Origin of the sequence: Fibrella aquatilis (assembly GCF_017353255.1) — a bacterium.
GTDB classification, from domain to species: domain Bacteria; phylum Bacteroidota; class Bacteroidia; order Cytophagales; family Spirosomataceae; genus Fibrella; species Fibrella aquatilis.
Window position 1 is genome coordinate 180,403 of record NZ_JAFMYU010000011.1, and the last position, 14,311, is coordinate 194,713.

15 protein-coding genes and 1 tRNA gene are annotated in these 14,311 nt (G+C 54.4%); 9 read left to right on the forward strand and 7 right to left on the reverse strand.

Going from position 1 to position 14,311, the window contains the following annotated elements; translation table 11 throughout:
• The first annotated feature begins 9 nt into the window (after positions 1-9).
• The 5 genes from J2I48_RS15135 (at position 10) to J2I48_RS15155 (ending at position 3,826) form a co-directional block, all read left to right on the forward strand.
• Positions 10-573, forward strand: a complete 564-nt coding sequence (locus J2I48_RS15135; protein WP_207336307.1) for an RNA polymerase sigma factor — start codon at positions 10-12, stop codon at positions 571-573.
• A 29-nt stretch (positions 574-602) separates the two neighbouring features.
• On the forward strand, positions 603-1,073 hold the full coding sequence (locus J2I48_RS15140; RefSeq protein ID WP_207336308.1) for a DM13 domain-containing protein: 471 nt from the start codon (positions 603-605) through the stop codon (positions 1,071-1,073).
• An 18-nt stretch (positions 1,074-1,091) separates the two neighbouring features.
• Complete coding sequence (locus J2I48_RS15145) at positions 1,092-1,841, forward strand: GNAT family N-acetyltransferase (protein ID WP_207336309.1); 750 nt, start codon at positions 1,092-1,094, stop codon at positions 1,839-1,841.
• A gap of 328 nt (positions 1,842-2,169) precedes the next feature.
• Entirely contained in the window at positions 2,170-2,577 is a 408-nt protein-coding gene (locus tag J2I48_RS15150) for a putative toxin-antitoxin system toxin component, PIN family (protein ID WP_207336310.1), read from the forward strand.
• Positions 2,578-2,644: 67 nt separating this feature from the next.
• A complete protein-coding gene (locus J2I48_RS15155) occupies positions 2,645-3,826 on the forward strand; it encodes a DUF819 family protein (protein ID WP_207336311.1) in 1,182 nt (393 codons plus the stop codon).
• Positions 3,827-3,855: 29 nt separating this feature from the next.
• Here J2I48_RS15155 and J2I48_RS15160 read toward each other — a convergent pair whose 3' ends face one another.
• The 6 genes from J2I48_RS15160 to J2I48_RS15185 form a co-directional block, all read right to left on the reverse strand.
• A complete protein-coding gene (locus J2I48_RS15160) occupies positions 3,856-4,083 on the reverse strand; it encodes a hypothetical protein (RefSeq protein WP_207336312.1) in 228 nt (75 codons plus the stop codon).
• A 34-nt stretch (positions 4,084-4,117) separates the two neighbouring features.
• Positions 4,118-5,749, reverse strand: a complete 1,632-nt coding sequence (locus tag J2I48_RS15165) for an amidase (protein WP_207336313.1) — start codon at positions 5,747-5,749, stop codon at positions 4,118-4,120.
• A gap of 151 nt (positions 5,750-5,900) precedes the next feature.
• A tRNA-Leu gene (locus J2I48_RS15170) sits at positions 5,901-5,984 on the reverse strand.
• 77 nt (positions 5,985-6,061) lie between these two features.
• Positions 6,062-7,471, reverse strand: a complete 1,410-nt coding sequence (locus J2I48_RS15175; protein WP_207336314.1) for an MBL fold metallo-hydrolase RNA specificity domain-containing protein — start codon at positions 7,469-7,471, stop codon at positions 6,062-6,064.
• 13 nt (positions 7,472-7,484) lie between these two features.
• Positions 7,485-8,372 (reverse strand): ChaN family lipoprotein, encoded by an 888-nt coding sequence (locus tag J2I48_RS15180; protein ID WP_207336315.1) that lies wholly within the window; start codon positions 8,370-8,372, stop codon positions 7,485-7,487.
• A 136-nt stretch (positions 8,373-8,508) separates the two neighbouring features.
• The gene (locus J2I48_RS15185) at positions 8,509-9,579 is read right to left on the reverse strand and encodes a branched-chain amino acid aminotransferase (protein ID WP_207336316.1); all 1,071 of its coding nucleotides are present in this window, start codon (positions 9,577-9,579) and stop codon (positions 8,509-8,511) included.
• A gap of 343 nt (positions 9,580-9,922) precedes the next feature.
• Between J2I48_RS15185 and J2I48_RS15190 the strand changes: the two genes are divergently transcribed.
• Positions 9,923-10,336 (forward strand): DoxX family membrane protein, encoded by a 414-nt coding sequence (locus J2I48_RS15190; protein ID WP_207336317.1) that lies wholly within the window; start codon positions 9,923-9,925, stop codon positions 10,334-10,336.
• A gap of 112 nt (positions 10,337-10,448) precedes the next feature.
• Here J2I48_RS15190 and J2I48_RS15195 read toward each other — a convergent pair whose 3' ends face one another.
• A complete protein-coding gene (locus tag J2I48_RS15195) occupies positions 10,449-11,000 on the reverse strand; it encodes a cob(I)yrinic acid a,c-diamide adenosyltransferase (protein WP_207336318.1) in 552 nt (183 codons plus the stop codon).
• Positions 11,001-11,048: 48 nt separating this feature from the next.
• Between J2I48_RS15195 and J2I48_RS15200 the strand changes: the two genes are divergently transcribed.
• From J2I48_RS15200 to tyrS, 3 genes are all read left to right on the forward strand, one after another.
• Positions 11,049-11,567 carry a hypothetical protein gene (locus J2I48_RS15200; RefSeq protein ID WP_207336319.1) on the forward strand — a complete coding sequence of 173 codons (519 nt, stop codon included), beginning with the start codon at positions 11,049-11,051 and terminating at the stop codon, positions 11,565-11,567.
• On the forward strand, positions 11,557-12,771 hold the full coding sequence (locus tag J2I48_RS15205; RefSeq protein ID WP_207336320.1) for an S-adenosylmethionine:tRNA ribosyltransferase-isomerase: 1,215 nt from the start codon (positions 11,557-11,559) through the stop codon (positions 12,769-12,771). Before J2I48_RS15200 ends, J2I48_RS15205 begins: the two co-directional genes overlap by 11 nt.
• A gap of 101 nt (positions 12,772-12,872) precedes the next feature.
• The gene (gene tyrS, locus J2I48_RS15210; protein ID WP_207336321.1) at positions 12,873-14,171 is read left to right on the forward strand and encodes a tyrosine--tRNA ligase; all 1,299 of its coding nucleotides are present in this window, start codon (positions 12,873-12,875) and stop codon (positions 14,169-14,171) included.
• Positions 14,172-14,311 lie beyond the last annotated feature (140 nt).

Here is a 14,311-nt window from a genome sequence, read left to right on the forward strand (position 1 = left end):
CAATAATTTATGAATTTTCGATCTGCTCCCATTGACGGTGAAGTGCAGTTGGTGAGTCGCCTGCGGCAGCGCGACGAGTACGCTTTCCGGTGGCTGTATCAGCATTACGCGGCGGCACTATTACGGGCTGTTTCTAAACGAATAACCCACCACGAGCAGGCCCGCGACGTGTTGCAGGATGTGTTCGTTAAAATCTGGCAGCATATTGACCGCTACGATGCGGGCAAGGGGCGGCTCTACACCTGGATGCTCAACGTGGCCCAGCGCACGGCCATCGACGCCCTGCGGACCAGCAGCACCCAAAAGCAGATGGGTAACTACCAGCACGTTACACTCAATGACGACACCACCCATGTGGTTGACCAGCTACGTTGGGTATTGCCCCGCAACCCTGACCATATCGACCTTCGCCAGCAGGTAAACCGGCTGCATCCGGTTCACGTCGAACTGCTCGAACTGATTTACTTCAACGGCTACACGCAACGCGAAGCCGCCGACCAGCTGACCATACCAATTGGTACCGTCAAAACACGGCTGCGCACCGCCCTTCATCAGTTAAAACAAGCTTTCTAAGGCTCTATAGGCCGTTTTTCGCTACTACCATGAAACAGTTCACGTTCGCTGCCCTGCTTGTTTTGGGTGGCTTCCTGGCCGGTTGCCGGTCGGCCGAAACAACCGTTTTGCCCAGCGCACCCGTTGCTGGCACGCCCATTAGCAGCACCGTCACATCGGGCAGCACCACCACCTCCTTCGACACCACGGGCTACCGGCGGCTGTCGCGGGGTGCGTTCATGAATGGCATCCACAGCGTTAGTGGCACAGTAAGCGTATACGAAAAGGCGGGCGTACGGACGCTGGTCTTTACCGATTTCCGCACCGACGGTGGCCCCGACCTGCGCATTTACGTAGCCGAAAATACCGCCCTGCGCAACTTCGTCGAGGTGACCAAACTAGACAAATCCGGTAACTTTTCGGTCGATTTACCCGCCAATGTAGACCCCGCCAAACAGCGATCCGTCCTGATCTGGTGCAAAGCCTTTTCGGTCCTCTTCGGCAGTGCCGAATTAAACTAACACACGTCATTTAACGCAATGCAGTCGACCATGAAACAGGCCGGTGATGGCCCTATAGATGACGCAGAACTGGCCCGCCGGTCTGTTATTGGCTTTGGCGAGGTGGTTGCCGCTCTCGGACGGGGGTATACAGGCCCGGAGGCCGAAGTGCGATGGCCCAATGCACTTGGTGCCCGAATTGGCGTGGCCGCTGATAATCCTTGGTTCGATGCCGCCGTCGTACCCGTTGGCGAATTGCCCCCCGCTGATGACATCCTGTTGCCCGGTTGCCTTTGGACCCTGGCCGATGCAGTGCCGGGCCGACTGGAAGAACCCAGCATTGCAACGCCGTGCATGGGCGTGATGCTCGACGACCCTGCCCTGCTGGCACTTGGCAACGGCGCACAGACCGTGGATACCCCATCGCTTAGGTTGCTGGGCGACCTGAACGAGCGAGCGTATGGCGAAACAGGAGGATTTACGCCGTTGGTAAGCGCCTTGCAGGATGAACGCATCCGGGCGTATGGGCTGAAGGACAATGGTTCATTTGTCTGTGTGGCACTCACATTGACGGTTGGTGACGACTTGAGCATCCATTACGTAGCTACTGAAGCGGATTACCGCCGACGTGGTTTAGCCAGCCAGTTGGTGCTTTCTCTACTGGCGAAGGCTCGTGGCGAAGGGTTAAAAACCGCAACATTGCAGGCTAGTGAAGAGGGGCTTCCCGTCTGGGAACGGCTTGGTTTCCGTCAGGTCGCTACGTTACGGGGATACCTTCGCCCGGCGTGACGGGGCCGTCAACTTGCCCAACACTGATAAACGGACGCCTATCCGTAATCGTTACTACGATAAATGACCGATATTGGCATTACGTACAAACTATGAACCTGCCTCATGACACCACAAGCCAACGTGTCTAATTCCGTATAGGTATCGCTCATGCGGCTTTTCGATCGCCCCATGCAACCAGCTGAATTAGACAAAGTACATCAGCTTCTGATGGCGTATTACAGCGAACTCATTGCAATGAAGCTGATGAAATCATGGCAGAAAAAGGCTATACCCAAGCTGACCTTGACAAGGTGTTGAATTAGTCACAACGGACCCGGCAGTAACCATGCGGGTAGTCATTGATACCAACTGCCTAATTGCCGCCATTCCTCGTTTAGGGGTACATTACTGGCTTTATTCGGCATTTATAAATCGCGATTTTGAGTGGGTAGTCAGTCAAGAAATCTTGACAGAATATGAGGAGAAATTAAGCGACTTCTACAGCCCATCGCTGGCTCAAAATGTACTGAAATTGCTAGCAGCTGCCCCAAATGTTATTCATGTTGAAGCCAGTTTTAAATGGCTTCTGATAAAAAATGATCCTGACGACAACAAATTTGCCGACGTTGCTTTTGCCGCCGGTGCCGATTATTTGGTCAATAATGATGGCGATTTCAACGTGCTAAAATCCTGCGAATATCCAAAGATCAATGTTATCCGGTTAGAGGTATTTAAGCAAATTCTCGGTAGGTAGCCTCCTTCATAATTCCTGAACCGACAGCAACATTAGTGGCTATATTGCTTGCTGACCCACCCACTCTATGCCCTTTCTACAGGACCCGCTGGCCATTTTGGCCGTTTTGATGCTCAACATTGTCATCGCTGAGCAACTGGCCAAACTCCCTTATTTCCGGGCCATGGGTACGTCGCTGATTGTGATTATCGTTACGGCCATTACGGCTAATCTGGGGCTGATACCGGCCTCGACCAACGCCCCGCCTATCTACGACGGCATCTTTACCTACCTGGCCCCCATCTCCATTTTCTATCTGCTGCTCACCGTCAACCTGAAGGGGCTGAAACGGGCGGGCGCCCCCATGGTTATTAACTTCCTCATCGGGGCGGCGGGTACGCTGGTCGGGGTGGTGGTGGCCATGCACGTGGTGGGTGGTCCCAGGGGGCTGGGGCCGCTGTACTATGCCGTGGGTGGCATGTTTGCGGGGACGCATACAGGCGGCAGCAGCAACCTCAACGCCATTGCCCTGCACTACGGCGTCAACAAGGCGGGCAACGTCTACGCCGCCACCATCGCCACCGACAATATCGTGACGGCCCTCTGGATGGGCGTGACCCTGGTGTTGCCCCCGCTGCTAAACAAGTATTTTCCCCGGCGGCCCACCACCGCCATCAGCACCGACGAAACGCGCCGCTATGAGCAGGAAGCCAATGACCAGATCAGCGACGTCGAAACCGTGAACCCGCAGGATCTGGCCGTGCTGATTGGGCTGGGCGTGGTAGCCCTGTATGTGGCGCAACTGGTGGCTGGTTATTTCCCTGCCATCCCCAAAATTCTGGTGCTGACTACCCTGGCCCTGATCCTAGCGCAACTGCCGCTGGTACAGCGACTGCGGGGCGTGCGGGTGGTCGGTATTTTCTGCATCTATCTGTTTTTGGCCGTTATCGGGGCTTTTTGCGATCTGGGCGTACTGGCCAAAGACGGTCAGCTGGCCCTGACCATGCTTACGTTCGTGAGCATTTCGGTGCCCATCCATGCGCTGTTTCAGTTCGGCATTGGCGGGTTGCTGAAGCAAGATTGGGACGTGCTGAGCATTGCGTCGCAGGCCAACATTGGCGGGTCGGCATCATGCCTGGCCCTAAGCAAAAGCTTCAACCGCCCCGACCTTCACCTGCCGGGTATCCTGGCCGGGGCACTCGGTAATGCCATCGGTACGTATTGCGGCTTGCTGGTGGCTGAATATTTAAAGACGGTAACGTTTGGGTGACGCGCTGCATCTGATAAATAGGCTGTCTGCTACTTTCGCATCCAGGTTGTATGTGGTGGGTCACGGTGATAGACCTTACCGTCTTTTTTGAAGGCCCACACGTTGCTCACCTCCCGTAGCAGAATTGGTTCGTAGCCTGCCTGAACACGTATCCGATTCCGACGACGTACCCGCCGGTTTGCCCACCGCTTATCTAATTTCTCGGTTGTGCCAGTGGTAAAGCCAAAAATGGGGGTGCGGCGTAGTGAATGGCTCATAATTGATTGATTTGTACAAATGGCGGGATAACCTTTACATCACCCCCGGAATCAGTGACTTGATGAACGTGGGTTTTGTCCGTTTTTTCGAGGCCTGTTCGTAGCCGTACGCGATGGTCAGCAGAGGCCCCTCCTGGTAGGCACCGGCCATAAACGAGAAGCCCACGGGCAGGCTATGTACTGTGCCCATGGGGACCGTAATGTGCGGATAACCAGCCATGGCGGCGGGTGGGCAGAAGTAAAAACCCGTGTCGTAGTCGCCGTTGATGAGGTCGATGTTGCCCGCGAAACCAATGCTGGTACCACAAATAGCGTCGAGCTTGTTGGCCGCCATCAACTGGTCGATGCGCTGACGGGTGCTGCGCGTTTTGGCTACGGCTTCGGTGTATTCCTTACTGGCCAAATCGCCTTTGGCCTGGCTGCTTTCCAGGGTTTCCTGCTGGAAAAACGGCATGGCTTTATCGGCGTTCTTTTTGTTAAACGTAATTACATCGGCCAGCGACGACACGCCCGCTTTGGCCGTGGCGAGGTACTTGTTCAGGCCGTCTTTAAACTCGTATTGCAGCACCGTAAACTCGGCCCCGCCTATGTCGTTCAGTGTTTTCAGCAAGTCTACCTCCACAACGGTAGCACCCTGTTTTTTCAGCACGTCAATGGCCTGTTTGTACAGCCCTACCACACCTTCGTGACCTTTCAGAAAAGACTTTTCTACGCCGATACGCTTACCCGTTAAGCCCTTGTCGGTTAGAAACTTGGTGTAGTCAGGGGCAGCTTTGCCTTTGCTTTCGGCGGTAACGGCATCGGCAGGGTCAACGCCGGTCATGGCTCCCAGCAAAATGGCGGCGTCGGTCACGGTGCGGGCCATGGGTCCGGCGGTGTCCTGCGTTGTCGAGATCGGAATAATGCCGCTGCGACTCACCAGGCCCACCGTGGGTTTGATGCCCACAATGCCACAAAACGACGACGGCGCAATCACCGACCCGTCTGTTTCGGTGCCCACCGCCACGGCACACAAATTGGCCGCCACCGCCGCCCCCGACCCTGAGCTTGACCCGCACGGGCTGCGATCCAGCACATACGGATTCCGCGTTTGCCCGCCCCGGCTACTCCACCCGCTGCTAGACCGGGTAGACCGGAAATTGGCCCATTCGCTGAGGTTTGTTTTGCCCAGAAGCACGGCCCCGGCGTTGCGTAACTGCCTGATAACGAAAGCGTCATTGGCCGCCTTGTGTCCCTCCAGCGCCAGCGAACCGGCGGTGGTCATCATCTTGTCGGCGGTGTCGATGTTGTCTTTTATCAATATCGGAATGCCGTGTAGTGGCCCACGAATCTTACCAGCTTTGCGCTCGTTGTCCATCGCCTCGGCCATTGCCATCGCGTCGGGGTTGACCTCAATCACCGAGTTTAGCCCCGGCCCGTTTTTGTCAACCGCCTGAATCCGATCCAGATACAGCTTCGTAATATCCGCCGACGAGTACTTCCCCGACTGCATCTGCTGCTGCAACTCGCCAATGCTCACTTCGTTCAGTGCAAAATCATCGGCAAAGGTCGTCGTGTTGGCTGCTGACTGCGTTTTATTGTCGGTAGTAGTGCAGGCCGCCACCGTAAGTGCAGAGGCCGTCAGGCTAATAGCCGAGCTATTCTTAATAAAATTCCGTCTGTTCATCGGGGCAATTTGGTAAGTATCGGTAACTGATCTGGATGAGGTAATACTGATGATAGCAACCGATATGTGTACCCAATCTAACTATACCGAATGAAACTATTGGGCTGAACGGGTATAAAAAAAGCCTGCAAATCATCGATTTGCAGGCTAGTGCCGAAGGCGAGACTCGAACTCGCATGTCCGTGAAGACACACGCCCCTGAAACGTGCGTGTCTACCAATTTCACCACTTCGGCAGCTACACTTCCCTGTGTTGGGACTGCAAAGATAAGGGAGCCAGCAGCCGTTTTGCAAGTGTTTTTTGGAAAATGTGCTACAGCGTCACCGTCTCATACATGTCTGGGATGGCAACGTTCTGGAAACCAGCGGCCATGAGTTTTTCGCGCCAGATTTGCTGCTTGTCGTAGTCACCGTGTACCAGGTACATGGCTTTTACGGCGGCGGGGTTTTGGCAGCTCAGAAATTGCAGCATCTCTACCGAATCGCCGTGGGCCGAAAACGAGTCCATGATCTCCACGCGGGCATTTACGTCAAACTGCTCACCGAAAATGTTCACCTTCTTGTCGCCCCGTTTCAAGATGCCCCCCAGGCTGTTGGGCGAGGCGTAACCCACAAACAGAATGGTGGTACTGGGGTTCTCGATGTTGTTTTTGATGTGGTGCTTAATCCGCCCCGCCTCTGCCATGCCCGACGGCGCAATGATGATACAAGGCCCTTCCTTGGTATTAATTGCTTTCGACTGTTCCACGTCCGAGATGTAGTGCAGGTTGGGGAAGTCAAACGCGTCGCCGTCTTTTTTAATGTAGGCCAGAATATCGGGGTTGAAATCTTCCTCGTGGTGGCGCATCACCGTGGTGGCACTCACCGACATTGGTGAGTCGATATAGACCGGAATAACAGGCAGCTTGCCTTCGCTTGAGAGTTGATCGAGGGCGTAGATCAGTTCCTGCGTACGGTCAACGGCGAAGGCCGGAATGAGCAGTTTGCCCTTTTGTTGCACACAGGTTTCTTCCACAATACGCAGCAAATGCGCTTTCATATCGGGTTCATTCTCGTGCACCGTAGCCCCGTAAGTCGATTCGCAGAGGATGTAATCGGCCTGTGGAAAGGTCTCGAACGTGCGCAGAATCTTGTCGTCGGGGCGACCAATATCCCCGCTGAAGGTGAGGCGCTTGGTCGTGGCTTTGCCGTTGGTATCGGCTTCGTTGATGGTGAGGCTAATGGCTGCGCTGCCCAGCAAATGGCCCGTGTCGGTATATAGGAAAGAGACTTCCTTGTTCAGAAACGCGGTTTTCCCGTAGTCTACGGCCTGCATCTGGTCCAGTGCTTTTTGTACGTCGGCCTCGTCGTAGAGAATTTCCAGTTCCGCTTCGCTCCGGTTGCGGCGGCGCTTGTTCACCCGTTCCAGATCCTTTACCTGAATCCGGGCGCTGTCCATAAGCATGATCCGGCACAGATCCAGCGTGGCGGGGGTGCAATAGATCGGTCCCGTGAAGCCTTGTCGTACCAGCCTGGGAATAAGCCCCGTGTGATCAATGTGCGCGTGTGACACTACCAGCACGTCAACGTCGGCGGGGTTGAAGTGAAACGTCTGGTTTAGCTCATCAGTGTTAATGCCCTGAAACAGGCCGCAGTCAAGTAATACCTGGAAACCGCTGTTGGTGGTGATCAGGTGCTTACTGCCCGTTACGGTCCGGGCGGCACCCATAAATTGAAGGGTCATGGGGAAAGGAAGATTAGTACGTCTTTGTCATGTCGCCGGGAATAGCCAGCACGTAGTTAGCCAGGCCCCGCCAGTCTTGGGAAGCTTTGGTAATGTCTTCGGCCTCGACCGATGAAATCGTGACGATTTTAAGGCCTGGATTTTGCTGCCGAAGATAGCCCACAATACCATCGAAATTTTTAGAATGGAAATCGCCGTTGAGGTGCAGAAAGGTCCGGCCGGGTTTCCAGTTGTCGAGAATGAACCGGGCCATGGTGGCATCCTTCAACGCCTGTGCACGCGCAAAATTGGCTGCCATGTCGCTTGCTCCGCCATGCGCCGTGTTGCCGCCGTGGCTGTCCATCATGCCCAGCATTTCCTTGTAGCCGGGCAGGGTTAGATCCACCGTCAGGGGTAGTCTGGCCATTTGCGTTTTGCCCGTCGCCGACACCGTGTCCAGCGCTGTCAAGCCCTGCCGGGCCACCAGGCTGGCATATTTACGGGGCACATTGGTGGCCACAAAAGCCAGTTTTTTATCGCGGGCCAGGTCTACTACCGGCTTGTAGTCAGTGTCGTAATTAGGCCAGAGACGTGCCTGCTTGGCAAACTCTTTGTCCGTGATTTGGCCCATCACGTACTCAGAAAGGGCTTTTTGGTTGTCGGCTTCAAACATTTCGGCACCGAACACCAGCGTATTACCCCGTTGTTGTGCCAGGTCTTTGGCCAGTTGCAATTCCAGCCAGTGGCAGAGGGGGTTGTTGTGCAGTTCACCAAACAACACCACATCGGCCCCGGCGGCTTGTTTCAAGAGCTTGTCGTAGGATGTAGTCTTACCCGTCTCCGTATAAAACAAGTACGCCGGTTTGTCAGCCCGAAACGCCAACAGCCCCAGCAGGCTGATTACCAAATAAATTGATCGCATATGCATGAAACAAAAATAGCCCCCAGATGGAGGCTATTTATAGTTTGGAGTTTTCAGTTTACTGTTTTCAACGGTCCGCCGCTGCGGTTGGCTTGCGCGAGAGATGCTGGCGTGTCAGCAAACTGAAGACAGTAAACTAGACTTTATAAGTCCAGCCGAATTCGTCGGCGATTTTGCCAGTGCGGAGGTCGGTCATGTAGTCTTTCACGCGCACCGCAAACGAGTCAGTAGCCGAGCGTTCGGGCAGCATGTAGTCTTTGCCATTATAGCCAATCACCTGAAACGGCGACACCACCACGGCCGTACCCGCACCAAACGCCTCGGTCAGTCGGCCGTTTTGGATGCCGTCAATGACTTCGGTGATCGAGACGTTCCGCTCTTCCACGGACATTCCCCAGCTACGCGCTACCTGCACCACGCTATCGCGGGTAACACCGCGCAGGATCGAATCAGACGTGGCGGGCGTAACCAGCTTGCCATCGATCACGAACATCACGTTCATCGTGCCCGACTCTTCAATGTACTGATGTTCAGTGGCATCGGTCCAGATAAGCTGGTCATAGCCAGCCTGTTGCGCCAGCAGTGTGGGGTACATTGATCCGGCGTAGTTACCCGCACATTTGGCATAACCTACTCCGCCCGGTGCTGACCGGATGTACTCCATTTCTACCTTCACTTTCAGTGGCTTGCTGTAATAAACGCCCACCGGACAGGTGAAAATGCAGAACCGGTACGTCTTCGACGGAGCCACTCCCAGAAACACGTCGGTGGCAAACATATACGGACGGATGTAAAGCGAACTGCCGGGCTGATTCGGCACCCAATCGGCGTCGGTGCGGAGCAGTGCTTCCAGACCACCCATAAACACCTCTTCGGGAATCGTGGCCATGCACATCCGCTTGGCCGACTCGTTCATCCGCGCCCAGTTGTCGAGCGGGCGGAACGTGAGCACCTCACCTTCGTCGTTTTTGTAGGCTTTCATCCCTTCAAAAATCGACTGCCCGTAGTGTAGCGACGACAGGGCGGGGTTAAACGCAAAATCACCATAGGGCACCACGCGCAGGTCTGTCCACTGACCGTCTACGTAGTCGGCCACAAACATGTGATCGGCAAAATGCTTACCGAACGGCAGGTTATTGAAATCAACTTCCTTGATGCGGCTCTGCGGAACCTTCTGCATCTCGATCTGGAGCAAGTCAGTAGTCATGGGAGGTAGAGTAGTGATGAGTGATGAACGCTAAGAGATAAGTGGCTTCGCTAACCAGCAACAGGAGAACACCCAAGGCCACTTATCACTTAGCGTTCATCACTCATCACTAGATTTAGTTGCTTTGACAACAAATGTAAAAAAAAGGTGGCTCTGTAACAGGTCGTTAGCCATAAACTAAACAATTTCTATGCCCGAGTGGCTAAAAAGGGCCTCCTGTCGTTTTACCCTACACCCGATGCAGGGTTACTGCACAGCAGACTTTATCCATTTCCAGCATCTCTGACGGACTATTGTATATCAGCAAACAGCCCTCCAGGCATAGCAGGAAATACTTGCACGAATGAAAACGACTGATCAATTCCTGGCCTACCTGCTCTTGCGGCTTACCGTGGGCGTCAACTTCAGCTTCCACGCCATTGCCCGGTTTTTTGCTGGCACCGGTAGTTTCCGCGATAAAATGGTGGCCGATTTTGCCAAAACGCCACTGCCCGCCCCCCTGGTTTATATCTATGGCACTGCCCTGAGTTATGTAGAACTCCTGATCGGTCTGCTACTGACCATTGGCCTCTTCACCCGCTACGCGCTCGTTGCCGCCTCATTGCTAATGATTTCGCTCATGATTGGCAGTTCATTTCAGCAGAAATGGGATGTAGTGTCTACCCAACTGATCTACTCTACTGTTCTCTTTATCCTCGTCTGGACCCAACAAGCCAATCTCTACTCCGTAGACCGCACCATGCTGGGGAGAGAATAGTGATTTACGACTTACGATGTACGATTGTTGCTAACGCCAGAGCAAACCCAGGCGTCAGCAACAAATCGTAACCGCGGCGGCGGACCGCTCGTAATTCGTACATCGTAAATCCCTACAATCGCGGTTCCCAGCTTACTTCTTCAGCATCCAACTCCTGCGCCATTTTGCGGCTGAGGACGAAGAGGTAGTCAGAAAGGCGGTTTAAGTACTTGATAACCAGTAGGTCAACGGGCGAATGGTCGTGGAGGTTGATGGCCAGGCGTTCGGCGCGGCGGCAAACGGTGCGGGCCAAATGCGCAAACGACACCGACTGATGACCACCGGGCAGCACAAATTTGCGGAGTTCGGGTAGGGCTTCGTCCATCTCATCCATCGCGTTTTCCAGCCGAATAATATCGTTCTCGATAATGGCGGGCATGGCCTGCCGGGGGGCTTTGTCGGGGTCGGTGGCCAGTTCGGCACCAGCCGTAAAGAGGCGGTCCTGGATTTCTTTCAGCAGTATGCGCCGGTTGGCATTCACGGGCTGGTCGCGCAGCATACCCACCCACGAGTTCAGTTCGTCAACGGTGCCATAGGTGTCGATGCGTAAGTCGGCTTTGCTCACGCGGCGGCCGCCAATGAGCGACGTTTGACCGGCATCGCCGGTACGGGTATATATTTTCATGGTGATGGGGCTACCTTTGTCCTCTTATTCAACTTGTAAACCGTAGCTATGCGCGCTGGTTCATTTTTTGTCCGCACCTGGCGAATTCTGTCCATTTTGGGCTTCGTCGGGTCGCTGTACAGTAATTATATATCGTTTCCCGTCGACGTAGCCGTGCGGTTCAATGGCATCGGTCAGGCAGTACAATACGTAGGCCGGGAAACTATCTTCTACCTCAGCATTGGCATCTTCCTGTTGGTCTACGTTATCACCAACGCCGTTATCAAGCTCTTTCCAAAGCTACCCGCCGAACGGATCCCCAACCCGAACCCCGTGAAATGGCAGGGCTACCGTCAGGAACTGGTGGCTGTTTATATAAACTGGTTTCTGGCCCTGGCGGCGGCGTTCAACACGATCCTAGGCCTGGGCCTGATGGTACTTTCGTTCCTGAATCGCAGCGACCGCACTAATGTCGGCCCGGCAGATTATGCCTGGCTGCTGCCCATGAGCACGTTTATTCTGGCAGCCGTTGTGGTGTCGTTGCCTATTCGATTACTAATGAAACCCCCGGTCGAGTATGTCCCCTGAGTTACCCGCCCTGACCAACGACCAGTTTCAGTATAACCTGCCCGACGAGCAGATTGCCCGGTTTCCGTTGCCTCAGCGCGACGGCTCGAAACTGCTGGTCTACAAACAGGGGCAAATAAGCCACCACACCTTTCACGAACTGCCTGCGCTGATTCCGGCCGACAGCTTCCTGATTTTCAACCAGACCAAAGTCATTCCGGCCCGGTTGATTTTTACCCGAGCCACGGGTGCCGTCATCGAACTGTTTCTACTGAACCCCGCCGATGCCGACGGAAAGCCACGCCTTATTGCCGAGGCCATGGAGGACAGAGACAGCGCGGTTTGGCAGTGCATGATTGGCAACCGCAAACGCTGGAAGGAAGGCGAAACCCTCGTTTTAGCCCTCAACGATGCCATTCTCATTGCCGAATGGGCCAACCCTGACCAAAACGAAGTGCGCTTCAACTGGCAACCCGCCGACTATAGCTTTGCCGAAATCGTGCAGCAGGCCGGCCAGATGCCCCTGCCGCCCTACCTCAAACGCGACGCCACCCCCGCCGACCGCCAGACCTACCAGACCGTTTATGCCAAACAGGAGGGAGCCGTGGCCGCCCCTACCGCCGGCCTGCATTTCGCAAAAGAGGTATTCGCCGAACTGGCCAGCCGCAACATCGGCCACGACGCGCTCACACTCCATGTAGGGGCGGGCACGTTCCAGCCCATCAAAACCGACGATGTGCGGGCGCACACCATGCACGCCGAACAGGTCATCTACACCCAACAAAATCTGGAGAACATCCTGGCCCACCTCGACCATATTTTGCCCGTCGGCACCACGTCCATGCGGTCCTTGGAGAGTCTCTATTGGTTTGGCGTCCGGCTGTTGCGGCAGGAGGCCGACCCGTTTTGGCTAAGCCAGGAATACGCTTACGCTGTTCTTATTGCCGAACACCCCCCCGTTTCCGAAGCCGTAAAAGCTGTACTGCTATATATGCATACCAACAAGCTAACTACGCTTACAGCGCACACGGCCATTTACATCACTCCGGGCTACCAAATGAAGCTGTGTCGGGGTATCATCACTAATTTCCACCAACCTGGTTCTACGCTCATCGTACTTATTTCGGCCCTGGTTGGCCCCGTCTGGCGTACTATATATACAGAAGCCCTGGCGCGAGGCTACCGTTTCCTCAGCTACGGCGACTCGTCTTTGTTACTACCATAATTAATGAGTGATTAAGTGATTGAGTGAACAGGTTGTCTAGTGCGGCAGGTATACGCTGGCGTCAGCCTACTCACTCTTTCACTCTTTCGCTCTTTCACTCTATGAATTTTATTGAAGAACTCCTCTGGCGGGGCATGCTCAACGACATGACCCCCGGCACCGAAGAGCAGCTAACCAAAGAAATGACCGCCGGGTATATCGGTTTCGACCCTACGGCGGCATCCCTGCATATTGGCAACCTGGCTACCATCATGTTGCTGGTTCACTTTCAGCGGGCGGGCCATAAACCGTTCGCCCTCGTGGGTGGCGCCACCGGCATGATCGGTGACCCATCGGGCAAGGCTGCTGAACGTGATTTTCTGTCGGAAGAAACGCTACGGCACAATCAGGAAGGTATACGGGCGCAACTGGCAAAATTTCTGGTTTTCGATGAAAGCCCGAACTCAGCCGAGATGGTGAACAACTACGACTGGTTTAAGGAAATCTCGTTCCTGGGATTTCTCCGCGAGGCCGGAAAGCACCTAACCGTCAATTATATGATGGCGAAGGACTCGGTCAAAAACCGCCTCGAAACGGGCATCTCTTTCACCGAGTTTTCGTACCAGCTTTTGCAGGGGTACGACTTTTACCACCTCTACAAGCAGCGTGGCGTCCGGCTACAGATGGGCGGCTCCGACCAATGGGGCAACATCACCACCGGCACTGAACTCATTCGCCGCAAGGAAGAGAAGGGAGCCGAGGCCGAAAACGACCGTGCCTTCGCGCTCACTACGCCACTCGTTACGAAAGCCGACGGCACCAAATTTGGTAAATCCGAATCGGGCAACGTTTGGCTCGACCCCGCGCTAACGTCACCTTACCAGTTTTATCAGTTCTGGCTCAATGCCGCCGACAACGACTGCGCCCGGCTAATCCGCGTTTTTACGTTACTCGACAGAGCGACGATCGAGCGTTTAGAGGCAAAGCACGCCGAAGTGCCTCACTTGCGCGCTTTGCAAAAAGCCATTGCCGAGGACGTGACCATCAGAGTACACGGTCGGGCTGGCTATGATTTGGCAGTAAAGGCCTCAGAAGTCCTTTTCGGAAAAGCTACAATCGAAACGCTTCGCTCAATAGCCCTTGACGAATTTGATGTGATTTTCGATGGCGTACCACAGACGACCATCAGCGCCGACGAGTTAGCTGCTTGCAAAGACATCACCGATCTGTTGTCAGTTGGTTCAAAAGGAGAAATTTATCCGTCAAAGGGGGAAGCGCGGCGGGCAATCAGCCAAAATGCGGTCAGTTTGAACAAAGCTAAAGTCAGCGATCCAGCTGCATCTGTTGATGTAGAGTGGCTGCAAGACCGCTTTTTGCTAGTGTCTAAAGGCAAGAAAAATCACCTGCTGAAAAAAGTTTGAAAGAATTTGAAAAGCTAAATAGCTGATGTCAAGAGGTTAACGAATCGGCAGTCGGTTTGTTAACCGCTTTCTTTTAACCGGCTCTTGACACGGGCATTGGAAAGGCCTACTTTTGCACTCCCAATCAACGACAACGGGCC

Coding starts and splice junctions, on each gene's coding strand:
- J2I48_RS15200 (WP_207336319.1), top strand. CDS start 11,049: ATGCGCGCTGGTTCATTTTTTGTCCGCACCTGGCGAATTCTGTCCATT.
- J2I48_RS15205 (WP_207336320.1), top strand. CDS start 11,557: ATGTCCCCTGAGTTACCCGCCCTGACCAACGACCAGTTTCAGTATAAC.
- J2I48_RS15195 (WP_207336318.1), bottom strand. CDS start 11,000: ATGAAAATATATACCCGTACCGGCGATGCCGGTCAAACGTCGCTCATT.
- J2I48_RS15175 (WP_207336314.1), bottom strand. CDS start 7,471: ATGACCCTTCAATTTATGGGTGCCGCCCGGACCGTAACGGGCAGTAAG.
- J2I48_RS15180 (WP_207336315.1), bottom strand. CDS start 8,372: ATGCGATCAATTTATTTGGTAATCAGCCTGCTGGGGCTGTTGGCGTTT.
- J2I48_RS15150 (WP_207336310.1), top strand. CDS start 2,170: ATGCGGGTAGTCATTGATACCAACTGCCTAATTGCCGCCATTCCTCGT.
- J2I48_RS15190 (WP_207336317.1), top strand. CDS start 9,923: ATGAAAACGACTGATCAATTCCTGGCCTACCTGCTCTTGCGGCTTACC.
- J2I48_RS15155 (WP_207336311.1), top strand. CDS start 2,645: ATGCCCTTTCTACAGGACCCGCTGGCCATTTTGGCCGTTTTGATGCTC.
- tyrS (WP_207336321.1), top strand. CDS start 12,873: ATGAATTTTATTGAAGAACTCCTCTGGCGGGGCATGCTCAACGACATG.
- J2I48_RS15185 (WP_207336316.1), bottom strand. CDS start 9,579: ATGACTACTGACTTGCTCCAGATCGAGATGCAGAAGGTTCCGCAGAGC.
- J2I48_RS15140 (WP_207336308.1), top strand. CDS start 603: ATGAAACAGTTCACGTTCGCTGCCCTGCTTGTTTTGGGTGGCTTCCTG.
- J2I48_RS15145 (WP_207336309.1), top strand. CDS start 1,092: ATGCAGTCGACCATGAAACAGGCCGGTGATGGCCCTATAGATGACGCA.
- J2I48_RS15165 (WP_207336313.1), bottom strand. CDS start 5,749: ATGAACAGACGGAATTTTATTAAGAATAGCTCGGCTATTAGCCTGACG.
- J2I48_RS15135 (WP_207336307.1), top strand. CDS start 10: ATGAATTTTCGATCTGCTCCCATTGACGGTGAAGTGCAGTTGGTGAGT.
- J2I48_RS15160 (WP_207336312.1), bottom strand. CDS start 4,083: ATGAGCCATTCACTACGCCGCACCCCCATTTTTGGCTTTACCACTGGC.